This window comes from Exiguobacterium mexicanum (assembly GCF_005960665.1).
GTDB lineage: Bacteria > Bacillota > Bacilli > Exiguobacteriales > Exiguobacteriaceae > Exiguobacterium > Exiguobacterium mexicanum_A.
The window spans coordinates 1,620,580-1,643,659 of record NZ_CP040676.1; the positions used below are offsets into that span (position 1 = coordinate 1,620,580).

General features: G+C 54.5%; 21 protein-coding genes, 1 pseudogene and 1 riboswitch. Of the genes and pseudogenes, 3 read left to right on the plus strand and 19 right to left on the minus strand.

Annotated features, from left to right (window positions below; all coding sequences use genetic code 11):
• Positions 1–12: 12 nt before the first annotated feature.
• From sdaAB to FED52_RS08755, 3 genes are all read right to left on the minus strand, one after another.
• Entirely contained in the window at positions 13–675 is a 663-nt protein-coding gene (gene sdaAB, locus FED52_RS08745; protein WP_138859624.1) for an L-serine ammonia-lyase, iron-sulfur-dependent subunit beta, read from the minus strand.
• A 63-nt stretch (positions 676–738) separates the two neighbouring features.
• Positions 739–2,421 carry a DAK2 domain-containing protein gene (locus FED52_RS08750; RefSeq protein ID WP_034777143.1) on the minus strand — a complete coding sequence of 561 codons (1,683 nt, stop codon included), beginning with the start codon at positions 2,419–2,421 and terminating at the stop codon, positions 739–741.
• 22 nt (positions 2,422–2,443) lie between these two features.
• Positions 2,444–2,806, minus strand: a complete 363-nt coding sequence (locus FED52_RS08755) for an Asp23/Gls24 family envelope stress response protein (RefSeq protein WP_016509701.1) — start codon at positions 2,804–2,806, stop codon at positions 2,444–2,446.
• Positions 2,807–3,059: 253 nt separating this feature from the next.
• On the opposite strand from FED52_RS08755, the gene rpmB reads away from it, so the two are divergent.
• Positions 3,060–3,248, plus strand: a complete 189-nt coding sequence (gene rpmB / locus FED52_RS08760; protein WP_015881349.1) for a 50S ribosomal protein L28 — start codon at positions 3,060–3,062, stop codon at positions 3,246–3,248.
• 308 nt (positions 3,249–3,556) lie between these two features.
• Entirely contained in the window at positions 3,557–5,023 is a 1,467-nt protein-coding gene (locus FED52_RS08765; protein WP_138859625.1) for an IS1182 family transposase, read from the plus strand.
• Positions 5,024–5,148: 125 nt separating this feature from the next.
• On the opposite strand, the gene FED52_RS08770 is transcribed toward FED52_RS08765, so the two are convergent.
• The 14 genes and pseudogenes from FED52_RS08770 to gmk all read right to left on the minus strand — a co-directional run bounded on the left by FED52_RS08770 (position 5,149) and on the right by gmk (position 19,026).
• The gene (locus FED52_RS08770) at positions 5,149–5,736 is read right to left on the minus strand and encodes a thiamine diphosphokinase (RefSeq protein WP_138859626.1); all 588 of its coding nucleotides are present in this window, start codon (positions 5,734–5,736) and stop codon (positions 5,149–5,151) included.
• Positions 5,736–6,308 (minus strand): energy-coupled thiamine transporter ThiT, encoded by a 573-nt coding sequence (thiT, locus tag FED52_RS08775; protein ID WP_138859627.1) that lies wholly within the window; start codon positions 6,306–6,308, stop codon positions 5,736–5,738. Before thiT ends, FED52_RS08770 begins: the two co-directional genes overlap by 1 nt.
• 76 nt (positions 6,309–6,384) lie before the next feature.
• Positions 6,385–6,485: riboswitch (TPP riboswitch) on the minus strand.
• Positions 6,486–6,504: 19 nt separating this feature from the next.
• Positions 6,505–7,161 (minus strand): ribulose-phosphate 3-epimerase, encoded by a 657-nt coding sequence (gene rpe, locus FED52_RS08780; protein WP_138859628.1) that lies wholly within the window; start codon positions 7,159–7,161, stop codon positions 6,505–6,507.
• A gap of 1 nt (position 7,162) precedes the next feature.
• A complete protein-coding gene (gene rsgA / locus FED52_RS08785) occupies positions 7,163–8,047 on the minus strand; it encodes a ribosome small subunit-dependent GTPase A (RefSeq protein WP_138859629.1) in 885 nt (294 codons plus the stop codon).
• 44 nt (positions 8,048–8,091) lie between these two features.
• Positions 8,092–10,035, minus strand: a complete 1,944-nt coding sequence (gene pknB, locus FED52_RS08790; RefSeq protein ID WP_138859630.1) for a Stk1 family PASTA domain-containing Ser/Thr kinase — start codon at positions 10,033–10,035, stop codon at positions 8,092–8,094.
• 5 nt (positions 10,036–10,040) lie between these two features.
• Positions 10,041–10,775, minus strand: a complete 735-nt coding sequence (locus FED52_RS08795) for a Stp1/IreP family PP2C-type Ser/Thr phosphatase (RefSeq protein ID WP_138859631.1) — start codon at positions 10,773–10,775, stop codon at positions 10,041–10,043.
• 8 nt (positions 10,776–10,783) lie between these two features.
• Positions 10,784–11,869, minus strand: coding sequence for a dual-specificity RNA methyltransferase RlmN (gene rlmN / locus FED52_RS08800; RefSeq protein ID WP_138859632.1), 1,086 nt, complete (start codon positions 11,867–11,869; stop codon positions 10,784–10,786).
• Between the two features lie 2 nt (positions 11,870–11,871).
• Positions 11,872–13,200: a 16S rRNA (cytosine(967)-C(5))-methyltransferase RsmB gene (gene rsmB, locus FED52_RS08805; protein ID WP_138859633.1), complete on the minus strand. Its 1,329-nt coding sequence runs from the start codon at positions 13,198–13,200 to the stop codon at positions 11,872–11,874.
• Between the two features lies 1 nt (position 13,201).
• Positions 13,202–14,116 carry a methionyl-tRNA formyltransferase gene (gene fmt, locus FED52_RS08810; RefSeq protein ID WP_308162237.1) on the minus strand — a complete coding sequence of 305 codons (915 nt, stop codon included), beginning with the start codon at positions 14,114–14,116 and terminating at the stop codon, positions 13,202–13,204.
• Between the two features lie 39 nt (positions 14,117–14,155).
• Positions 14,156–14,587: pseudogene (gene def / locus FED52_RS14035) on the minus strand (peptide deformylase); the annotation flags it as partial.
• An 11-nt stretch (positions 14,588–14,598) separates the two neighbouring features.
• Positions 14,599–16,923: a primosomal protein N' gene (priA, locus tag FED52_RS08815; RefSeq protein WP_138859635.1), complete on the minus strand. Its 2,325-nt coding sequence runs from the start codon at positions 16,921–16,923 to the stop codon at positions 14,599–14,601.
• On the minus strand, positions 16,920–18,110 hold the full coding sequence (gene coaBC, locus FED52_RS08820; protein WP_138859636.1) for a bifunctional phosphopantothenoylcysteine decarboxylase/phosphopantothenate--cysteine ligase CoaBC: 1,191 nt from the start codon (positions 18,108–18,110) through the stop codon (positions 16,920–16,922). Before coaBC ends, priA begins: the two co-directional genes overlap by 4 nt.
• A 59-nt stretch (positions 18,111–18,169) precedes the next feature.
• On the minus strand, positions 18,170–18,379 hold the full coding sequence (rpoZ, locus tag FED52_RS08825; RefSeq protein ID WP_138859637.1) for a DNA-directed RNA polymerase subunit omega: 210 nt from the start codon (positions 18,377–18,379) through the stop codon (positions 18,170–18,172).
• Positions 18,379–19,026, minus strand: coding sequence for a guanylate kinase (gene gmk / locus FED52_RS08830; protein WP_052090097.1), 648 nt, complete (start codon positions 19,024–19,026; stop codon positions 18,379–18,381). Before gmk ends, rpoZ begins: the two co-directional genes overlap by 1 nt.
• 131 nt (positions 19,027–19,157) lie before the next feature.
• Here gmk and FED52_RS08835 point away from each other — a divergent pair, with 131 nt between their 5' ends.
• The gene (locus FED52_RS08835) at positions 19,158–20,846 is read left to right on the plus strand and encodes an Rqc2 family fibronectin-binding protein (RefSeq protein ID WP_138859638.1); all 1,689 of its coding nucleotides are present in this window, start codon (positions 19,158–19,160) and stop codon (positions 20,844–20,846) included.
• Positions 20,847–21,252: 406 nt separating this feature from the next.
• Here FED52_RS08835 and FED52_RS08840 read toward each other — a convergent pair whose 3' ends face one another.
• Both FED52_RS08840 and FED52_RS08845 read right to left on the minus strand, forming a co-directional pair.
• Positions 21,253–22,188 carry an FUSC family protein gene (locus FED52_RS08840; protein ID WP_138859639.1) on the minus strand — a complete coding sequence of 312 codons (936 nt, stop codon included), beginning with the start codon at positions 22,186–22,188 and terminating at the stop codon, positions 21,253–21,255.
• A complete protein-coding gene (locus FED52_RS08845; protein WP_240731238.1) occupies positions 22,185–22,985 on the minus strand; it encodes a hypothetical protein in 801 nt (266 codons plus the stop codon). The genes FED52_RS08840 and FED52_RS08845 overlap by 4 nt, the downstream gene beginning before the upstream one ends.
• Between the last annotated feature and the right edge of the window lie 95 nt (positions 22,986–23,080).

Consider the following 23,080-nt stretch of genomic DNA (forward strand, 5'->3'; position numbering starts at 1 on the left):
ATTGGTGTCTCCTTATTCCCCAAAGATGGCTACCCGCTCGATTTGAGGTAACCGCTCGATTTCCGCTAACACGTCTTTTGACAAATGATCATCAATCTCGATCGCCATGAGCGCTTGCTTGCCTTTCTCATGACGGCTCACTTCCATGTGCCCAATATTCAACTCATGCCGGGCCAAAATACCCGTCACGGCCGCGATCGCCCCGAAGCGATCGTGGTGCAAGACGACGAGTGCCGGCCCGCCGCCCGACAATTTGAGCGGGAATCCGTTCAACTCGGTGATCTCAATCGTCCCGCCGCCGATTGAAATCCCGACGATTTCAAACGTACCGTCCTCGTCTTCTAGCCGGACGCGGGCCGTGTTCGGATGGTCCGTCAGCGCATCGCTCGTCTCAAAGACGACCTCGATGCCGCGCTCTTTCGCGATATCGAGCGCTTGCGGGATGCGCAAATCAAACGTATCGAAGCCCATGATCCCACCGACGATGGCCACATCGGTACCGTGCCCCCGATACGTATCGGCGAACGACCCATAAAACGTGATGTGTGCGAGTAGTGGCGTTCGCCCGAACAACTTCCCAGCCATGAGGCCGATGCGCGCGGCTCCGGCCGTATGCGAACTCGATGGACCGACCATGACCGGTCCGATGATATCAAACACACTGCGATATTTCATCGCATTTCCCCCTTTCAAAAAAACCCTACCTTCATTATACAGAAGGTAGGGCTGAGTTACAGCTTATTCCACACTAAAAATGTAGGAGTAGAGCGGTTGTTTCCCGTCATGAACCTCGATTTCAATCTCGTCGTTCTTCGACTCGATGTACGCCGAGAGTGCCTCCACGTCTTCTGCTGACGAACCTTCGCCCGTCAAGATCGTGATGATCTCATCGTCGGCATCCACGAGGGCGTCGACTAATTTCTTCGCCGCTTCGAGGCTCGAGGCCGATGAGGCGACGATTTTCTTCTCGGCGATCGCCATGTGGTCGTCTTTACGAATCTCGACGCCGTCGATACTCGTATCACGAACCGCATACGTCACTTGACCAGACTTGACGGTACTAGCCGCCGTCTTCATGACGCTTTCGTTCGTCTCGACATCGGCTTCCGGGTTGAACGCGATCGCTGCCGCAAGTCCTTGTGGCACCGTCTTCGTCGGAATGACCGAGACGCCGCAAGGTGCGACCGAAGCCGCTTGTTCGGCAGCCATGATGATGTTCGAGTTGTTCGGGAAGATGAAGACATGATCCGCGTTGGCCGCTTCAATCGCCTTGACGATATCTTCCGTCGACGGGTTCATCGTCTGACCGCCTTCGATGACGTGAGCCGCACCGAGTGAACGGAACAAGTCGCTGACACCTTCACCCATCGCGACCGTGACAATCGCATATGGCGCTTTCGCCTTCGGAGCCGTCGGTTGGACGCCATGTTGGTTCGCGCCGTGTTCTTCTTCTAAAATGGTCGAGTGCTGTTGACGCATGTTCTCGATTTTGACAGCGACGAGTTCACCGTAACGCTGTCCTTTCGTGATGACGTCGCCTGGCGTCTCGACGTGAACGTGAACTTTAAGCAACTCTTCATCTGCGACGACGAGGAGTGAGTCCCCGAGTTCAGACAGTTCGTTGCGGAACGCATCCTCGTTGAACGGGGCATCCTTCAACTTCGCGTCTTGGAAACGAACCATGATTTCCGTGCAATAACCAAACTCGATGTCTTCGGTCGACATGAATCCTTGCGCGGCGTGGGCATGATGTTCGGCTTCGATGAGCGCATCCATGACCGGTGCATGTGGCTTCTCGAGCTCTTTTCCTTCAAGGCTCGCAAGGAACCCTTCATAAATAACGAGCAAGCCTTGGCCGCCCGAATCGACGACGCCAACTTCTTTCAAGACCGGCAATAAGTCCGGCGTCCGCTCGAGTGAAGCTTTCGCTTCCACGATCACACGTTCCATGAACTCGTTGAAGTCGCTCGTCGACTCTGAAGCACGGAGCGCTTCGTCGGCCGCTTCACGAGCAACCGTCAAAATCGTTCCTTCAACCGGTTTCATAACCGCCTTGTATGCCGTGTCGACACCACGTTTCAATGCCTCAGCGAAATCGACTGTCGACACTTCGGTCTTTCCTTCGATCGCTTTACCGAAGCCACGGAACAATTGGCTTAAAATAACACCGGAGTTCCCGCGTGCCCCCATCAAGAGACCACGTGCAAACTTCGATGAGACGTCAGCGATATTTGCCGTGTTGAGTGCGGCCACTTCCTTCGCACCCGATGTCATCGTCAAATTCATGTTCGTCCCCGTGTCGCCATCCGGCACCGGGAAGACGTTAAGCGAATCTACATAATCCGCATTCTGGCTCAAGTTGGCTGCACCGTTCGCGACCATGTTCGCGAACACCAATCCATCTAAACGTTTTAAACCCACACCAAATCCTCCTTCGTTCTCGTCAGTCATTCGTCAGACGAACGCCTTGTACGAATATGTTTACCGACGAAACGTTTAATCCTAAAGTTTCACCGAGCGTGTATTTTACACGGCTTTGCACGTTGTATGCGACTTCCGACACTTTCGTCCCGTAGCTCACAATGATGTGCATGTCGATATGTACGTCTTCTCCATCTTGACGTACGACCACGCCTCGGGCGTAGTTTTCACGCTTCAATAGTTCTGCAATCCCGTCTTTCAATTGAGCTTGAGACGCCATTCCCACAACGCCGAAACATTCCATCGCCGCACCGCCTGCGAGTGTTGCGACCACGTCGTTCGTGATGTCAATATTGCCATATGTTGTCTTCATTTCAATTGCCATATGGAGTAGCCTCCTTCATTCGGAATGATTCCTTCACTACATTCTACAATAAGTACCTAGTTATTAAAAGAACCTGCTCCATAAACTCGGTCAATTGTAGCCGTAACCCTCATTCATTATTAAAATCCTTTCCAGTAATGTCAAGTTTTTTTCTTGTCATCCTATGATTTTCTAGTTGCATCGTGAAAAAACCCGTGCTAATATAAACGAGTGTCTATTAGGACGAACCCACATAAAAAAGGAGGGGAAACGCATGGCACGTAAATGCTACGTAACAGGTAAATCACCTAAATCAGGTAACAACCGTTCGCACGCACTCAACAAGACAAAACGCACTTGGGGTGTAAACGTACAAAAAGTTCGTATTCTCGTTGACGGTAAACCTAAACGAGTTTGGGTTTCAGCTCGCGCTCTTAAATCAGGTCTCGTTGAACGCGTATAATTTTTATACACGAACGAAAAAAATCCCAGCGGCATTCGCGAGGGCACTGAAAAACTTCAAATGATTTTGAACAGATGAGCGTCGTCCCGTTTGGGATGACGCTCATCTGTTTTCCTTGTCCTTCAGCCGCCCTGTCCGGCACGCCGCTTTCCTGGGGGCGGGCGTCGAGCCGCATCGCGACGTCGTCGCTGCTGGGTCTCGCCTTGCCCGCTGATTCCCCGGGAGTCGGCGTGCCCTCGGGCGGCGCTGTACGCGCCCGGCATTCCGGACTATACTGGCAGTAACCAACCCATTTGGAGGCGATCCCGATGATGCCCGACCTGCCGAACATGCCGCCGAGCCCATACGCTGCCCTTTATGACCTGTTGATCCCGGCCGATGACGAGCTACGGCTCATCCACGACCTCGTCCCGTTCGATTTCATCACCAAGCTGCTCGAGGACACGTATTGCCATGACAACGGTCGGATGGCCGTCCATCCTGTCCGGATGTTCAAGTACCTGTTCCTGAAGGCGCACTCGAACCTGTCCGACGTCGACCTCGTCAGACGGGCGAAGACCGACCTCGCCTACAAATATTTTCTGGATCTGGCACCGGAAGATGACGTCATCAATCCTTCCTCGCTCACGAAGTTCCGTCGTCAGCGCATGGCCGACGACGAGCTGCTCGACAAGTTGATCGAGCACACGGTCGAGGTCGCGAAAGGGATGGGACTGCTCAAGTCACGAACATTGATTGTCGACGCGACCCATTCCCGTGCCCGGTATGGGCAAAAACCGATCGGGCAGGCGATCATCGAGGAAGCGAAGGGGCTCCGTCATGCATGTTACAAAGAGACCAACGACGCGAAGGGACGTTTTCCGGAGAAGGCAAACGAGTCAGACATCGACCAGCTCCTCTCGTATGCGCTCGCCGTCGCCGAGACCGTCGAGGGCGAGATGCCTGAGCTGATGGCGCGCGAACACATCCGTGACCGTGTGAACCGTGTCCGCGAGTTCGCGGAGGATGCGCACGTCGAACTTCAAGTCTCCAGGGATCCTGATGCCCGGACCGGGCACAAGAGTGCCGACTCATCATTCTTCGGTTACAAACATCATCTCGCGATGACGGAGGAGGGCATCATCACGGCCGTCGTCGTCACATCCGGCGAAGCGTCGGACGGGCATCAGATGTCGAGGCTCGTCGAGAAGAGCCACCGCGCAGGGGCCGAGTTCGACCACATCGTGGGCGACGGGGCCTATTCGAGCCGGGACAACCTGATCTATGCCGCCTCGCAAGGGTGCAAGCTCGTCGCGCCATTGAACCCACAAGTCTACTCGCCGGCACCGAACCGCGTCGAGGGTTTCACCTACAACAAGGATGCCGAACGTTACGTCTGCCCAGCCGGGCATATGGCCGTCCGCAAAGCCCGTGGCGGACGGAAGGACGTCGGAAAGAACCAAGTGGAGAGCCATTTCTTCAACATCGAGCTGTGCAAGCAATGTCCGTTACGAAAAGGCTGTTACAAGGACGGCGCCAAATCCAGATCCTATAGCGTGTCGTTGAAATCAAGGGAGCACAGCGATCAACTTGACTATGGGCAGACCGATGACTTCAAGGACCATCGTCGGAAACGCTTCGCCGTCGAGGCGAAAAACAGTCAACTGAAGAACCCACAAGGTCTGGCGCGCAACAAGACGCCAGACCTGAAAGGCATGACGTTACAGAGCGTGATGGCCATCGTCGCAGTCAATCTGAAGCGAATCATCACCCTCCGGAAAGAGAAAACGGATTAAAGGCAAGGAAAAAAGGCGATCGTCCCGACACAAGTCGGGCCAATCGCCTTTTTCACGTTCTCACGCTCGGATAGAGCGGGGGTTTTTCAGTGCCCTCGGCATTCGCCGATGGGATTTTTTTGTGTTCATTTTTTGACATACAGCACGAGGACCATACCTTCGTGCACGATCAAATCCGCTGATTCGCCGGCCCACTCGTTCGAGATCGTGAGCGCCTCATGGCTGACGACATCGTGACGGTCGAGCGGATATTTGACGCCGCGGATTGACACGTTCGCCCGTTTCCAGGGGATGAGCGACAAATAATGATTGGCTTGACGTGGGAGCTCGTGACGCCCAGCTCCAACAAGACGAGCGGTTTGCCCGGCCGTGAACAAACGCATCTCTGGATATGCCTCGAGCAGTCCGATATTGCCGAGCGTCATGTCGAGGCGTCCACCGAGAGCGCCGTACACGAGCATCTCCGTCGCCCCGTGTCCACGGGCCGCCTCGAGCGCGATCTCGAGGTCGGTCACGTCTTTTTCAGATGGGTAACGGACGGCGTCAATCGGCACTTCGCCCGTGAAGGAATCGAAATCGCCGACGACGAGATCCGGGTTCAGCCCGTGGTTCAACAGTGTCTCGTACCCCCCGTCGACGCCGATGATGTAATCGACGTCACGCGGGAGTCCCGAGATTGGTTCCGGGCTGGCCGCCACAATCAACACCCGCATTAGCGGAGACCCCGGGTCGCGAGCGTGGCGAAACGTGGTACCGAGACGAACAAGAGAACGAGGACGACGGCCGACACGAGGAAGGACGGCAACATATACGTCATGTTATAAGCGAACGAATAGGCGACGACCGGCCCTTCCGCGTACTCGGCGAAGAACACGATCCCTGATAAGACGTGGGCGCCGTAGCGAAGCAAAGAACCGAGGAGCGCCCCGAGCACCAAGTAGACGACGAGCGTCTTTTTCGCCTCGTCCTTGGCGGCCCGTTTCACTTGACCAGCGAACAGTCCGGCCATCCCGACGACACCGTAAGCGAACGTGTAGTCGAGCAGGAACTGGACCGGTGTGAAGATGTAGGCCCCGAACAGCAGTTGCAGCGTTCCGACGAGCGCTCCTGTCGCCAGTCCGCCTTTTAATCCATGGCGGTACGCCATCACAAAGATCGGCAACATCGCCAGGCTGATCGATCCGCCCTGCGGCATCCGGAACGGGATGAGCAAATCAAAGATCAAGCCGAGTGCGGCGAACAATGAGATTTCAATGAGCGCCTGTAGTTTTAAACGTTGTTTCATCTTATTCCCTCCTTATTATATGAGCGAACGACAAAAAGCAGCATGACGTAAACGCCATGCTGCTATCGAGTAGCAACGTGCATTTTCGCCACATCCCTACGTCCGTGTGAACGGAACAGGTTCAAAGGGTTAGCAAATGCCTCTCAGCCACAGAATGTGACACCCCTTGCGACAATATTTGTTGTTCTATCGACGATTATACACGAGAAGCGTGACGAATGCTATCGATTGCGTCTTTATAGCTCGGTTCGTTATAGATGGCTGAGCCGGCCACGAGCACATCAGCTCCAGCGTCGATGCATAATTTCGCCGTCTCAGCGTTGACACCGCCGTCAATCTCGATTTCAAAGTCGAGACGACGCGCTTGGCGCATCTCGCTCAGCGTCGCGATTTTCGGGACGACCGATTCGATGAATGCCTGGCCCCCAAAGCCAGGGTTCACCGTCATGAGGAGCACCATGTCGACGTCACCGAGCACATGTTCAATCGATGACAGCGGCGTATGCGGATTCAAGACGACACCACACTTGGCGCCGGCCGCTTTGATTTGTTGCAACACGCGATGCAAATGATTCGTCGCTTCAACGTGAACCGTGACGATATCCGCCCCGGCCTTGATGAAATCTTCGACGAACCGTTCGGGCTGGTCGATCATCAAATGGACGTCTAACACCATGTCCGACTTCTTCCGTAAGCTCGCTAACACCGGGAGACCGATCGAGATGTTCGGGACGAATTGACCGTCCATGACGTCAAAATGGATGTAATCCGCTCCGGCCTCTTGGACCGCCTTCACTTCTGCCTCTAAATTGGCGAAGTCCGCCGCTAAAATCGATGGTGCAATTTTAATCATGTCAGTACCTCCGTTGTCTATCGTTTAACTCTGCCATAAACGTAACATAATTCTCATAGCGGGTGGAAGCGATTTCTCCCGCCTCGACGGCCGCTTTGACGGCACAACCTGGTTCGTTCAAATGGGCACAACCGCGGAATTTACAGTCATCATGCCGCTCGACGAACTCAGGGAAACACCAGCGCATCTCTTCGACTTCGAGTTCTTCTGGGAACTCAAGGCTCGAGAAACCAGGCGTATCGGCCACGAGCCCGTCAGCGAGCGTGATAAGCGTGACGTGACGCGTCGTGTGCTTACCGCGCCCAAGTGATTTCGAGATCTTCCCGGTCGCAAGTTCAAGCTCAGGTGCGACTGCGTTCAAGAGCGAACTCTTACCGACCCCGGTCTGTCCGGCGAACACACTCGTCTTATCCTTAAACGACCCGCGGATTTTTTCGATCCCCGACCCGTCCTCGGTCGACGTCTCGATGACCTCATAGCCGATGGAACGATATAAAGCCGCTGCTTCATGAATCTTCTCCCGTTCCGACTCCGTCAACAAATCCATTTTCGTCAAAACGATAATCGGATGGACTTGCTTCGACTCGATCAAGACGAGGAAACGGTCGAGCAGATGGAACGAGAACGCCGGCTCTTTTACCGAGAATAACAAGAACGCTTGATCGATGTTGGCAATCGGCGGGCGGACGAGATGGTTCGACCGCTCGTCAACAGCCAATATATAACCGGTACCATCCCCTTGGTCTTGGATGTCGACATCGTCACCGACGACCGGCGAGATGTTCCGGTTGCGGAAATTGCCGCGGGCGCGACAACGGATCTCTTGTTTTTCTTCCGTCATGACGTCATAAAATCCGCCTTGTAATCGAATAATCGTACCTTTCATTCCATTCCCTCCTTAGAAAAAGAGGCGACGCGCACGCCACCTCTTCATTGTGAATCTTTTGCTTGTGCGTAAGTCACCGTATCCGTGCGAACGACTTCGCCGTCGACTTCAATCGTCGCGGTTCCGACTTCGTCCGGTGCGATGACGAGCGTATACGAGTAAGTCGTCGTCTCCGTTATCTTATCACGCAACACCTCGACTTCGCCACGGGCGTCGACCGTCCGAATGACGACTTCGAGTGCCTCGGCTTCTTCGCCTTCAGCGGGCGGCTCGATTTCGACGTTGACTTCCCGTTCAATCGAGACGTCCGTCGGTTCGACCCCTTGTGACACGATGACGGTCAGTTCCGTCCCCGGGTCGACTGCCGTACCGGCCGTCGGGAGTTGACGGATGATTTGATTCGCAGGAACGCTCGTTGAATACTCATCACGTTTGACGATTTTCAAGCTATTCTGTTCGGCATACGTCGTCGCTTCCTCGAACGTATAGCCCGCCAAGTTGGCGAGTTCGATTTTATTGCTGCCGGTCGAGACGACGAGCGTCACCGTCTCTTCAGATGGGACGACCTCGTTGCCTGGGGCGATCGATTGGGAGATGACATCCCCGCTATCGACCGTCTCGGATGCCTCCGACTGAATCTCGATATCCGTGAACTCAAGATCTTTGAGCGTCCGCTCGGCCGACGACTGGGACAGTCCTTCAACATCCGGCATCTCGACCGTCTCTTTTCCGGCCGAGACGACAATCGTCACGGTCGTCCCACGTTTCGGCTTCCGTCCGGCTTGCGGTGTCTGCGAGATGACGTCGCCAGCCGCGATGTTGTCACTCGCCCGTTCAGTTGCCTCGACGACAAAACCGGCCGTTTCGAGCTCGGTCGTCGCCTCGTCGCTCGTCATGCCGACGACGTCCGGGACGACGGCACGGGACATCTCATCGGCGATGACATATGCCCCGATTCCGCCGCCAATCAACAAGAAGAGGAGTAGGAGCCAAAGCCACCACTTCTTCTTCCGTTTCGGCTTCGGGTTCGCTGTCTCAGGTTCGCTCGGTGCGACCGGTTGTTCCGGTGTCTCTTTGACGTTCGGTTCGTCCGGGACGACCGGTGACATGACGAGCGTCTGATCGAATGCGTCCTGTTCTGTACTGAGGCGTTTCGGTTCGTTCGCACGTTCCGGGTCGAGCGCCGTCATGCAATCCTTCTTAAAGGCGGCGACCGATGTGTGACGGGCGCCCGGTGATTTCGCCAGCGCCTGCATGATGCAGTTCTCAAGCGCTTGCGGGATGTTCGGGTTCAAATCCATCGGTCGAATCGGGTCGTCTTGCAAATGTTGAAGTGCGACGGCGACTGGCGTCTCGCCGATGAACGGAACGCGTCCGGTCACGAGTTCATAGAGCACGGCACCGAGTGAATAAATATCTGACTTCTCATCGGCGAACTTTCCGCGCGCCTGTTCTGGAGAAAAGTAATGGACCGAGCCGAGCACTGACATCGTATGGGTCAGCGTCGCGTTCGACATGGCCACCGCAATCCCAAAGTCCGTCACTTTGACGTTGCCGCTCTGATCGATCATCATGTTTTGTGGTTTGATGTCCCGATGAATGATTCGATTCGCATGGGCATGGTCGATGGCATCACAAATCTGTCCCATGATGCGAAGCGCCTCGTCGACAGATATGTACTCTTCTTGCAAATATTGTTTCAGCGTCATCCCGTCGACATGTTCCATGACGATGTAATAGATGTCGCGTTCGTCTCCGACGTCGTAAATGGCGACGATATTCGGATGGTTCAGACTCGTCGCCGCATGGGCTTCTCGTTCAAACCGGCGTATAAATTGTTCATTATGCGAGAATTCAGATCGCAACACCTTGATGGCGACGGTTCGGTTTAAAATCTCATCGTGAGCCCGGTAGACATTTGCCATGCCGCCGCTGCCGATTTGCTGTTCGATCCGATAACGATCGTTGATTCGTTCTCCACTTCGCATCGGATTCATCCTCTCTTTCTATCTGTGAACTGGACGAGGGCAACAGTGATGTTGTCACTCCCACCCAAACGGTTGGCTCGATCGATCAATTGATCCGCCTTGACGTCCGCCGAGACGGGGCGTTCCAAGACTTGCTTGATCTCGTCATCGGTCAAATGCGTCGTCAAGCCGTCCGTACAGATTAAAATCGTGTCAAACTCGGGTTCGGCAAACACTTGCAGATCAGGTTCGACATGCTCTTTCGAGCCGATCGCACGGGTGATGATATTACGTTTCGGGTGGACGCGTATCTCTTCCTCGGTCAACTCCCCGAGCTGCTTCAACACGTTCACGTAGGAATGGTCTTCTGTCAACTGCTGAAGTTTATCGTCACGCAAGGCATACACACGACTATCCCCAACGTGGACGATGACGATCGTCTCGTCGTGCCAGCAGACACCGGCGATCGTCGTCCCCATCATGAGCAGGTTCGCTTGTTTCGAGAAATCGAGCACTTGCTCATTGGCCAGTTCCACGTTGTGGCGAAACCAATTCTCCATCTCCATCGGTGAGGCCGGAAGCGTCGGGAAGGCACGACGAAACTGCTCGATGACGAGCTGACTCGCGACCTCCCCGGCTTCATGCCCTCCCATACCGTCGGCCACGAGTGCGATCCCGGCGTGCTCGTCCCCTAAAATCAAGACGGCATCCTCGTTTTGCGCTCTCACTTGCCCCCGGTCGGTTCGGTATGCTAATTCCATCTTCCTGATTACCTCGTTTCTTGTTCGCGCTCCTTCGCTCGAAGCTGCCCACAAGCCGCATCGATATCCGAACCTTGTTCGCGACGAATCGTCACGTTCACTTTTCGGTCTTTGAGCACTTTTTCAAAGGCAAAAATTTGTTTACGTGGTGTGCGGACGTAGTCGCGCTCGAGCACGTGGTTGACTGGAATCAAGTTGACGTGACATTTGACGCCTTTCAACAAGTCCGCCAACTGATGGGCGTGTTCTTCCGTGTCGTTGACACCACCGAATAAACCGTATTCGAACGTGATGCGGCGACCACTCTTCTCTGTATAGTAGTTGACGGCTTCCATCAACTTATCCAAGTTGTAGGCTCGGTTGATCGGCATGAGACGAGTCCGAATCTCTGTCGTCGGCGCGTGAAGCGAAATGGCGAAGTTGATGCGCATCCCTTCATCGGCGAACTTGTAAATCTTCGGTACAATCCCACTCGTCGACACGGTGATATGGCGTGAACCGATGTTCAAGCCGTCATCGTGGTTGACCGTGCGCAAGAAGCGCATCAATTCGTCGTAGTTATCGAACGGTTCGCCGATACCCATGACGACGATCGAGTCGACTCGCTCTCCGCTCTCGTCAAGCGCGCGTTGGACGTCGAGGACTTGCGCCGTGATTTCACCGGCTTCTAAGTTACGTTTCAAACCGCCGAGTGTCGAGGCACAGAACGTGCAACCAATCCGGCAGCCGACTTGTGTCGTGACACAGACCGAGTTGCCGTACTCGTGACGCATGAGCACGGTCTCGATCGAATAACCGTCTTGAAGCTCGAACAAGAACTTGATCGTGCCGTCCTGTGATTCTTGACGGACGAGTTCTTTCAACGTCGTCAATTGGAACGCCGCGTCTAATTTCTCGCGGAGCGGTTTAGAGACGTTCGTCATATCGTCGAACGATGTCACACGCTTGACGTACATCCAGTCATATAACTGTTTCGCGCGGAACGATTTTTCTCCTGCTTCAATGAGCCACTGTTCGAGTTCTGAATACGTGAGGGAATAGAGTGACGGCTTGGCACCGACCAATGGATTTTTTTCAACTGCTTTTGGATTCATGTTTATACCTCTTTCTTGAATGCGGCGATATAGAAACCGTCCGTCCCGAACGTCGTCGGGAGTAATTTGAGTTCAGCGCGGTCCGATGACACCATCGGGCGCAATACTTGGGGAAGACGGTCCTGGAGTGTCTCATCCCACGTCAATCCGTTCGACAAAATGTAATCGGCCTGCTGCTCATTCTCAGACGGGTCGATCGTACATGTCGAGTACACTAGCGTACCACCTCGTTTGAGGAGTGGCAAGACGGCGTCGATGATTTCACGCTGGACTTTCGGCAGTCCGGCGAGAGCAGATTTGTCTTTTGTCCATTTGATATCGGGCTTGCGGCGGATGACGCCGAGTCCTGAACATGGGACATCGAGCAAAATCCGATCGAAGCTCTCCGGTTCAAACTTGTCACCGGCCTGACGGGCATCGAGGGCAAGTGCGGTCACTCCATCGATATGCAGACGCTTCGCTTGTCGTTCAATCAACTTCGCTTTATGCGGATGCAAGTCGAGCGCGACGAGCGTTCCGCCGTCCATGCGTTCGGCCGTATGCATCGCTTTCCCGCCCGGGGCGGCACAAGCGTCGAGCACGCGTTCTGTCTTCGCGGCTTGAAGCGCATCGGCGACGATCATCGAGCTCTCATCTTGAATCGACAACAAGCCCATGTCGATGAACGCCGTCGCATGAACGTTTCCGGACTCGATGACGAGCCCGTCCGCTGACAGTTCCGAACGTGTGGCGACGACATCGACTTCAGCGAGCCGTTCAATCATCTCGTCAACGGTGACACGTTGGCGGTTGACCCGGACCGTGACCGGCGCCGGTTCGTTATTCAATTTGCACATCGCCTCGGTCGCTTCGACACCATACGTCTCCACCCATTCGGCGACGAGCCAATCAGGATGGCTATGTTCGATGGCAATTCGTTCAGCGTCTGGCAGCTTGCTCAAATCCGGGAACCCATCCCGGACGACGTTGCGCAACACGCCATTGACGAACTTGCCGGTTCCCGAATGGCCCCGTTTTTTCGCGATTTCAACCGCTTCATGCAACACGGCCCGATCCGGGATCTTGTCGAGATAAAACAGTTGATAGACGCTCATCCGCAAGAGCGGCAAGACAAATTTGTCCAATTTTTTCGGGTTTTGGACCCGCTTCTCTAAAATATAATCGAGCGTCCGTTTCCGACCGAGCGTCCCGTAGACGAGCTCCGTGTAGAGGCCGACGTCTTTCGTCGCTAATTTTTTTTGTTTCAATAGGTCGTTGACCGCAATCGTCGAATAGGCGCCGCCTTGTTCGATTTTGATTAGCGTATCAAGCGCTGCAACTCGTACGTTCATATTATCCTCCTAGTCGATCGCCGACTTGTAACTTTTGGCCGGCCCCACGCATAAATGTGGCCCCGTCCATTCGTTTTTTACCAGATGGTTGCAAATCGATCACTTTGATAGCGACCGCGTCACCTGTCGCGACGACAAACCCATCCTCTTCAAGCCGTACAATCGTTCCCGGTTCACCCGTCCCTGACGTCTTCGACCCGAAGAACAGTTTGACCCGTTCACCCGCAATCGTCGTATACGCCGTCGGGAACGGATTCATCCCTCTGATATGGTTATAAATGTCTGTGCCGGAACGGGTCCAGTCAATCTGTTCCCGCTCCCGGCTGATGTTCGGTGCGAACGTGACGTCACGCTCGTCCTGCGGCACGGCTTCAATCCAACCAGCAAGGAAAGCAGGAAGCGTCTTGATTAACAAGTCAGACCCTGCGACCGCGAGCTTGTCGAACAACGTACCGACCGTGTCCAATTCTTCGATTGGTACGACCGTGTTGGCAATCATATCGCCGGCATCGAGCTTATCGACCATGTACATGATCGTGACGCCCGTCTCTTTGTCCCCGTCGAGGATGGCTTGATGGATTGGAGCACCACCCCGATGTTTCGGCAAGAGCGAGGCATGGACGTTGATGGCTCCATGTTTCGGCGCTTCTAACAGTTCGGTCGGAACAATTTGACCGTACGCCGCCGTCACAATCAAATCCGGTTCAAGTGCCAAGATGTCCGCATAATCGGTGCGCACCTTTTCAGGCTGTAACACCGGGATGTTGTGGCGCAGGGCACACTCTTTCACCGGCGTCGGTTTCAGTTCGCGTTTTCGTCCGACCGGCTTGTCCGGTTGCGAGACGACACCTACGACATTGTATCCTTCTTCGAGCAAGCGCTCAAGTACGGATACGGCAAACGTCGGAGTGCCCATGAAGACAATGCGTTGATCCGTCCCTTTTTCCGGCACGGCGAGTTTGTCCGTGAACAACACCCCGTCGAGATGATCGATCTCATGTTGAATCGCCCGGGCGAAGAAACCGCTCGCCTTCACTTGTTGGGTGCGGCCCTTCAAATCTTGCGTCTTGACGACGATCGTCTCATGCCGTTCGACGAATCCGAACTCTCCCGGGATGCTCAAGCACCCTTCAAGGCCGACCTCGCTTCCCGACGTCTCGATGATCTCTGGATTGATCAACACGAGCGGTCCCGTCTCATCATCCGTATGGACGACGGCGAGCCGTTGATTCAAGTTGACCTGCGGGGCGGCAACGCCGACGCCGTCATATTCGTATATCGTGTCGAACAGTCGGTCGACCGTCTGACGCAACTTTTTATCAAATTTCGTCACCGGATCACACGTGACCCGTAAAATCTCATTTGGAATCTCTACTACTTTATACATCTGGTTCCACCTCACATGAATACGTATGGGTTTACGTCGATACTCAATTGATACTCTTTTTTACTGATCGCCTTCGCGCGTGCCTGTTGCAACGCGGCGAGGACCGGATATAGCGCCTCAGGATGTTTCGTTTTGATGAACAACTGATAGCGGAACAAGTTCTTTAGTTTAGACAACGGTGCCGGCATCGGTCCATTCAGCCGTGACTGGGCCACATGCGCCTCGACGAAATCAGAGGCGAACAGCTCGGCCTCGGCTTGGGCGACGAGCGGACTTTCGGCCGCGAACGTGACGAGCGTGACGTACCAATACGGTGGATGGTTGCCGACTTGGCGCAACTGCATCTCACGAGCGAAAAAGGATTCATAGTCGTGCTCGCTCGCCGTCTCGATGACGTAATGGTCGGGATTGTACGTCTGCACGTATGCCTCACCTGGTAGACTTCCTCGACCGGCCCGGCCCGCGACTTGGGTGACGAGCTGGAACGTGCGCTCGGTCGCCCGGAAATCGGGCATGCCGAGTGTCGCATCCGCCGCGAGCACCCCGACGAGCGTGACGTTCGGGAAGTCGAGTCCTTTGGCGATCATTTGGGTGCCGAGCAAAATGTCGGCCTCTCCATCCTCGAAGCGTTTCAACAGTTGCTCGTGCGACCCTTTTCGGGACGTCGTGTCTTGGTCCATCCGGATGATCCGCGCCTCGGGGATGCGGTTCAACAGCTCGGTCTCGATCTTTTGCGTGCCGGTGCCGAACTGTTTGATTTTCTTGCTGTCACATGTCGGACATTTTGATGGCATCCCAATCTCATAGCCACAGTAGTGGCATTTGAGCCGGTCACCATGTTGGTGATACGTCAAGTTGACGGCGCAGTGCGGACAAGTGAGTCCTTCCCCGCAGTCGCGGCACATGACGAACGTCGTGAAGCCACGACGGTTGAGCAAGATGACACACTGTTCTTTTTTGGCGATGCGGTCGTTGATAGCGACAAATAAATCTTCTGAGAACATCGTCGTGTTGCCTTTGGCGAGTTCGCGTCGCATATCGATAATATGGACCGGCGGCATCTCGCCCCCGTACCGTTCGCTGAGTTGCAGATAACGATAGACGCCTTTTTGGGCGCGGGCGTAAGACTCGAGTGACGGGGTCGCGCTACCAAGGACGACGGGACAACCGTGGTAACGGGCCCGCCAAATCGCAACGTCACGCGCATGATAGCGCGGGTTCTCTTCTTGCTTGTACGTCGTCTCATGCTCTTCATCTAAGATGAGCAGGCCGATGTTCTCAAGCGGGGCGAAGATGGCCGAGCGTGCCCCGACGACGACATCGACTTCACGCCGCTTGATCTTCCGCCATTCATCATATTTTTCCCCTTGCGACAAAGCGCTATGAAGCACAGCGACCCGGTCGCCGAAACGGCGCTTGAACCGTTTCACCATCATCGGCGTGAGCGAAATCTCCGGCACGAGCAAAATCGCCTGTTTGCCTTCATCGACGACTTGACCGATCGCTTCGAGATAGACTTCTGTCTTCCCGCTGCCGGTGACCCCATGCAGGAGCAACGTCTCCCCGGCTTCCGCGTCACGGATGGCATGAACGGCCGTCGCTTGACTCTCGTTCAATTGGACCGTCTCAACGACCTGTTCGATCGTGGCATACGGGTCGCGATTCAGTTCGACCTCGGTCACTTTGACGGCACCGAGCGACTCCATTTTTTGCAGTTGGGCGCGCGATAGCCCGATTTGACGTAACAACGACCAATACATGCGCGGTACGTCCTTTAGCAACTCAATCGCTTCTTGTTGTTTCTTCGCACGGGCCGGGATGACAGTCGCATCGATGAGTTCGATGACGAGGTCCGTCTTGACCGTGCGTTTCTCTTTTAACACCGGCGCGAGCAAGATGTCCCCTTTTTTGGCGAGCGCCAAGATGATGGACTGCGTCTCTTTCGGGTACTCGGAAAGATGGGTACCGGTCCGGACGCCGTCCGGTAGCGTCTCGCCTTTAATCTCTTTGTCGTAGCTCACTTTCAGCGCCGCCGGCAGCATCGCGAGAAGCGCCGACGACCGGAAGCAGAGCGTCGTCTCTTTCACGTGTGTCGATAAGTCGAGCAACTCGTCCGTCAGAGATGATTCTTCATCTAATAGGGCTTCAAGTGGCTTCAAGCCTTCACGCGTCCCTTCCGAGACACCCGTCACGATCCCGAGCAGGCGTCGTGAGCCGAACGGGACCGAGACGCGCATGCCCGGCTCGATCAATGTCTCGAACTGGGACGGGACCTCATAATCGAACGGACGGTCGATCGTGATGACCGGGGCGTCGACGTGGACGTGGGCGATCATCGTAAATCTTCCTTAAAGTGGGTGAGCAACTCGACGGCGAGCTCGCGTTTGCTTTGACGAGGCAAGCGGACATGCGCCCCGTCCGCGCGGAACAACATGACCTCGTTGTCGTCAGAGCGGAAGCCGATATCCGGCTGCGACACATCATTCGCGACGAGGTAGTCGACCCGCTTACGGGCGATTTTATCGCGTGCATGTTGCTCGAGGTTCTCCGTCTCGGCCGCAAAACCGACGAGGAGCTGATGCGTCTTCTTCTCACCGAGTGTCTTCAAGATATCGGTCGTCTCTTCAAGCTCGATCGTCAACGGCCCGTGTACTTTTTTGTGTTTCTCGGTGTGGACCGTCTTCGGACGATAGTCGGCGACGGCTGCCGATTTGATGACGAGATCTTGGTCATCGAAGCGTGCGAGCACCGTCTCGAGCATATCTTTCCCGGATTCGACGGCGATGGCGGTCACACCGTCCGGTACGGGTATTTGCAGCGGACCATGGACGAGCGTGACAAAGGCACCCATATCGCGGGCCGCCTCGGCGAGCGCGACGCCCATCTTGCCTGACGAGTCGTTCGATAAGAAACGGACCGGGTCGATGCGTTCGACCGTCGGCCCCGCCGTGATCAATACTTGCTTCCCGAGCAGATGTTTCGGGACGAACTGGCTCTCGATAATCCGGACGAGGTCTTCCGGTTCCGGCAGACGTCCCCCGCCGACCCAGCCGCAGGCGAGGTTGCCGACACCGGGCTCGATGATTTGATAACCGAACGTTTTGAGCGTTTCGATATTGCGGCGTGTGGCCGGATGTTCGAGCATATTGACGTTCATCGCCGGTGAGACGATGACCGGGCATTTCGCCGCTAAAATCGAGGTCGTGATGAAGTCGTCGGCAATACCGGCCGCGAGTTTCGCGATCATGTTCGCCGTGGCAGGTGCGACGACGATCAAATCACTCGTGTCGACGACGTCGATGTGGGCGATTTTGGTCGGGTCGTGTTCCTCGAACACGTCGGTGTATACCGGATTGCGGCTGAGCGCCTGAAACGTCGCTTTCCCGACGAACTCCTGGGCTGAGGCGGTCATCGCCACGCGCACGTTCGCACCGGCCTGGACGAGTTTCGAAGTGAGCGCGCACGCCTTATACGCCGCGATCCCGCCGCTCACACAAAGCAAGATATTCCGATCGTTCAACATTCACATTTCTCCCCCTTATAGACAATGAGACCCAAGTCGCATCCGACTTGGGTCACAATTCATCCGTTGTTTTTTTCGTTCGTGATGATTGTCGTGTCACCCGAGAATATTTCTTCTAGCGCTTGACCGACCGGCTTATACGATTTTGGCACGACGATTTTCGCTGCTTTTCCGTCCTGGATTTGGCGGGCCCGCTTCGCGGCCACCGTCACGATCGTGTATTTCGACGGGATGATACGTTGTAAGGCATCAATCGAAGGGTATAACATTAAATGACCTCCATCATGGCTTTTTTATAGAGAGATGCGACACGTTCACGTTTACAATGTTCGGCCGTCACGATCGCTTTGATACGATCAATCGCTTTGTCCACTTCATCATTCGTAACGACGTAATCGTATGCATCCATCAATTCAATTTCTTCCCGGGCGACGAGCAAGCGTTGCTTGATCACATCTTCCGATTCCGTACCTCGACCGACTAAGCGGTTGCGTAGTTCTTGCAAGCTTGGCGGAGCCAAGAATAAAAAGACCGCTTCCGGGAAACGCTCTTTCACTTGGAAAGCACCTTGGACTTCAATCTCAAGGATGACGTCTCTTCCGCTCTCGAGTGTCTCACGAACCCATTCGACCGGTGTCCCATAATAGTTGCCGACAAATTCAGCGTGTTCGAGCAATTGATCGTGCTCGATCATGTCTTCAAATTGTTCTCTCGTCTTAAAGAAGTAATGCACGCCTTCCACTTCCCCTTCACGCGGTTTCCGGGTCGTCGCCGAGACCGAATATTGAAGGTTGTTGTCCTCTTCCTCACGGAGTACACGGCACACTGTCCCTTTACCGACGCCACTCGGGCCAGACAAGACGATTAATAATCCTCGTTCTTTAAAATTCACTGCAAGACCTCCATCTTCTAACATCACATTTAATTATAATAGCAGTCAATCAATTGTTCCGGCAAGAAGAAGTTCGGATTTCCTACTTCATCGTACCATATTTTCCATGAATCTGATAACGTAGAGACAGAAAAAGAACAAAGGTGATGAGACTAGTGGCATATGATGGATTAATGACATATCGTGTTGTAACAGAATTACAAGCTCTTGTCGGAGGGCGAATCAATCGCGTGCACCAACCGTATTCCCTCGACTTGATGATTCAAGTCCGATCGAACCGCCAAAGCGTCCAATTGCTCGTTTCGGCGAACGCGATGTACGCGCGGCTCCAATTAACGGATAATCCGACCAAGAACCCGCAAGAACCCCCGATGTTTTGCATGATGCTCCGCAAACATATCGAAGGTGGCTTCATCACGGCGGTCGAACAAATCGGACGTGACCGTGTCATCGTCTTGTCGATTCGTTCACGAAACGAGCTCGGCGACGAAGAGAACAAGAAAGTGTATATCGAATTGATGGGACGGCACTCGAACGTCGTGTTGACGAACGAGGACGGCAAGATTTTAGACGCGATCAAGCACTTGCCACCGTCACAGAACACGTACCGGACGATCATGCCGGGCAGTGATTACTTATTGCCGCCGGCCCAAGACAAGTGCGACCCGTTGACAGAACGTGAGGCCGGCTTGAAGCGAATCGATTGGAATGCCGGAAAACTTGATAAACAACTTGTCGCCAGTTTCGCAGGTCTGAGCCCGCAGATTGCACAAGAAATCGTCCATCGGGCCAAACTCCCGAACCGGGCGAGCATCGAAGAGGCGTTCATCGGTGTGATGGCCGACCTCGAAGGACCGTTCGTTTTCCAACAGCTCGCTTCCGGAAAAGAACGTTTCAGTCCGATCGTGCTCACGTCAGGAGAGATTACCGCCGAAGAACGCTACGAGACGAGCAAAGACGTCCTCGACCGCTTCTTCTATGAAAAAGCGAACCGGGACCGCGTCAAACAACAGGCGCATGATGTCGAACGTTTGCTCAAGTCCGAGCTCGAGAAGAACATCTTGAAGCGGAAGCGTCTGCTCGACGACTTGAAGGCGACGGAACGGTCCGATGAGCTCCAAAAATACGGTGAACTGTTGACGACGTACTTGTTCCAACTTGAGAAAGGCATGACCGTCGCTCACGTCGTCGACTACTACGACGAAGAAGGCGGTATGATCGACATTCCGCTCAATCCGCTCAAGACGCCAAACGAAAACGCACAAGCCTACTATAAGAAATACAACAAGTTGAAAGTCGCCAAAATCGAAGTGCAAAAGCAAATCGAATTGAACGACGCCGAGATTCACTATTTAGAGACGCTCGTCGCCCAACTCGATGTCGCCTCGCCGGCCGATATCGTCGAGATTCGGGAAGAGTTGGCCGAAGGCGGCTATATGAAACAACGAAGCCAAAAGAAAAAGCAGACGAAAAAAGTCACGCTCGAAGCGTATACGTCGTCGACGGGGACAGAGTTCTTCGTCGGGAAGAACAATACGCAAAACGATCATTTGACGTTCAAGTTCGCCCGCCGCGACGAGATTTGGCTCCACGTGAAAGACATTCCCGGTTCACACGTCATCATCCGTTCGAGCGAGCCCGACGAGACGACGCTGCTCGAAGCCGCGACAGTCGCCGCCTACTTCTCGAAGGCCCGTGCCTCGAGCGGTGTGCCGGTCGATTACACGAAAGCACGCTACGTGAAAAAGCCGAGCGGCGCCAAACCTGGATTCGTGATCTATACGGACCAGCAGACGGTGTACGTCACGCCGGATGAGCGACTCGTCAAATCACTCCAGCAATGAGTTCAGACCACGTCACATGACGTGGTCTTGTTTGTGACTTGCATAGAAATCGATGCTTACTATCGCCTTCGCCGGCACCCTCCGTTCCTGGGGCGATGCGGATGCCTCCGCAGTGCGTACTGCACTTTACGGGGTCATCCTTGCATCGCTCTCCCCTAGGAGTTCGGGTGCCGGCCCGGACATCGGTTGGTCCTGCTTCTTTTTGGTTTTCCTCTAATACGTAAAGATGAAAGATTGCTTGTCCGTGGCGCCGGAGACTCCTACAGGATAGCAATCCGACGGAGACCCAGCAGCGACGCTAGTCGCGATGCGGCTCCGGGATTGCCTGTGGAAAGCGAAGGCGCCTAAAGGACGAGCTCTCAATCAATCATAAAGCAAGGCCCCGTCGCCAAAACGGGGCCTTGCTTCATTTCCGGTTATGTTTGAACGCTTCGAGCTGTTCATGATAGTCGAGCAAGTGCCCGTGTAAGATTTCAGAAACGGATAAATCCTCGTGCGGCAACGTGAACAGCGAATACGGCTTGTCACACGTGTAGAGGATGTCGTGATGATGCGCAAGGAGATATAAAAACTCGGATTCGAACGCCCGGCGTTCTTCCTCACCCATCAATAATAGTGCCTCGCGGTGTTCGGCGAGACTCTCGAGCAACAAGACGAGCTTGTCCTCAAGGTGAATCAATAGACGATACTGTTTGATCGTCAAATGCTTCAATGTCACGTTCGTCACTTTCATGTCTTCTTGGAGCATCATGTGCAGCTCCTGATGCCCGAGGATGCGGGCCCGCGTCTCGAGCAATTCTGATGGGGATCCGACAAGTTCACGCCAATGGTGAAACATGTAGGCCGATGTCTTTCGAATCTCATTGAGCAACCGATCTTCATAACGAGGCGGCAGGAACGCATAGTTCACTCCGAGTGAGACGAAAACACCGACGGCCGTCAAAAGCGAACGGGTCCACGCATAATGGAAGAAGTCGGTCGTCGGGTTCTCGAGCATGAGCACGATTGCGAACGCCGCGTACGTCGACATGTGTGTCTTATCGAACGTCGTGTTGAGCGTGAGCGCCACGATGACGGCGAGCCCGATCGAGATCGGGTTGACTCCGAACGCGTAGACGATCAAGAGACCGCACATGAGCCCGACAATCGTCCCGAAGATTCGACTGAAGACGATATTTGATGACCGTTTCACGGTCGGTTGCATCGCGACGACGGCCGCGATAGCCCCCATGCCTGAATAGATGCCAAACACGTACCACGACAAGGCAATCGTGATGGCGACGGCAATCCCCGTCTTTAATGTCCGGAGTCCGACTTTAGGGATGTAACGTTTGTTGATCATTTAAGTTCGACCTTTCCTGTCTCGGAAATGAGTTCGATATTCGGTCGGTTCGAGTTCGACAGATGATACACGCCGCCCCCGATTTCCTTGAACCGCTCGGATGCTGTCACGTTGCCGGACGTGGTGACGTTCACTTGTCCGGTCGCATTGCGCGGCTCGTAGGCGAGCGTCCCAGCCTCGGTCTGAACCGTCAAGCTTTGATTGACGACGATGTCACCCACGGCCGCATTCCGATAGGAGCGGATATTTCCCGTGACGACCCGGACGGTCTCTAGTGTCGCATCACTCCGCGTCTCGACACGAAGTCGATCACTTTCGAGTTTCTTTACATTGACTGCGTTCGCCTCCAAGATGATCGTCTTGGCGATCAATCCTTGTCCCGTCACTTGCTCGGCCTCGACATCGATTGACGTCATCGAGCTCGGCAAGGCGACGCGAATTTTATAGCGGGACGGCTCATCGCTCGCCCGGCTGCCGAATTGACTCAGCTGGCCATACCGCTCGACGACCGAGATTGTGTCGCCGACCGACTTGACTTTGATGCGACGCTCTTTCGAGTTCGTCTGCAACACGTCAATCTGAACCTTCTCATTCGTGCTCCGAACAAATTCGACGTTGCCATGCGCTGTCTCGAGCCGAAGCCTCTTCATCTGGTATCGGTCCTCGTACGTGTCCCCGAGTGCCAACACATGGCTGAATAAGAATAAATTCAAGAAAAAAATGAGGGGCAAGACGGTGAGGACGAGTCCGAACGCGATTTTACGATGTTTCGGGATCGCTTGAAAGCGAGCTTTCAAGGACTTTCCCTTCATTCTAGAATACGCCATACACATCTCCTTTATTAACTGCTTTCCCTATTCTAACACGTTCAGTATGCCATGTTACCAATTGA

Coding starts and splice junctions, on each gene's coding strand:
- FED52_RS08765 (WP_138859625.1), top strand. CDS start 3,557: ATGATGCCCGACCTGCCGAACATGCCGCCGAGCCCATACGCTGCCCTT.
- gmk (WP_052090097.1), bottom strand. CDS start 19,026: ATGTTAGAAGATGGAGGTCTTGCAGTGAATTTTAAAGAACGAGGATTA.
- FED52_RS08840 (WP_138859639.1), bottom strand. CDS start 22,188: ATGATCAACAAACGTTACATCCCTAAAGTCGGACTCCGGACATTAAAG.
- FED52_RS08755 (WP_016509701.1), bottom strand. CDS start 2,806: ATGGCAATTGAAATGAAGACAACATATGGCAATATTGACATCACGAAC.
- rlmN (WP_138859632.1), bottom strand. CDS start 11,869: ATGAATCCAAAAGCAGTTGAAAAAAATCCATTGGTCGGTGCCAAGCCG.
- FED52_RS08770 (WP_138859626.1), bottom strand. CDS start 5,736: ATGCGGGTGTTGATTGTGGCGGCCAGCCCGGAACCAATCTCGGGACTC.
- rpe (WP_138859628.1), bottom strand. CDS start 7,161: ATGATTAAAATTGCACCATCGATTTTAGCGGCGGACTTCGCCAATTTA.
- pknB (WP_138859630.1), bottom strand. CDS start 10,035: ATGCGAAGTGGAGAACGAATCAACGATCGTTATCGGATCGAACAGCAA.
- rpmB (WP_015881349.1), top strand. CDS start 3,060: ATGGCACGTAAATGCTACGTAACAGGTAAATCACCTAAATCAGGTAAC.
- rsgA (WP_138859629.1), bottom strand. CDS start 8,047: ATGAAAGGTACGATTATTCGATTACAAGGCGGATTTTATGACGTCATG.
- FED52_RS08795 (WP_138859631.1), bottom strand. CDS start 10,775: ATGGAATTAGCATACCGAACCGACCGGGGGCAAGTGAGAGCGCAAAAC.
- fmt (WP_308162237.1), bottom strand. CDS start 14,116: ATGGGCACTCCGACGTTTGCCGTATCCGTACTTGAGCGCTTGCTCGAA.
- rsmB (WP_138859633.1), bottom strand. CDS start 13,200: ATGAACGTACGAGTTGCAGCGCTTGATACGCTAATCAAAATCGAACAA.
- sdaAB (WP_138859624.1), bottom strand. CDS start 675: ATGAAATATCGCAGTGTGTTTGATATCATCGGACCGGTCATGGTCGGT.
- thiT (WP_138859627.1), bottom strand. CDS start 6,308: ATGAAACAACGTTTAAAACTACAGGCGCTCATTGAAATCTCATTGTTC.
- coaBC (WP_138859636.1), bottom strand. CDS start 18,110: ATGTTGAACGATCGGAATATCTTGCTTTGTGTGAGCGGCGGGATCGCG.
- priA (WP_138859635.1), bottom strand. CDS start 16,923: ATGATCGCCCACGTCCACGTCGACGCCCCGGTCATCACGATCGACCGT.
- rpoZ (WP_138859637.1), bottom strand. CDS start 18,379: ATGTTATACCCTTCGATTGATGCCTTACAACGTATCATCCCGTCGAAA.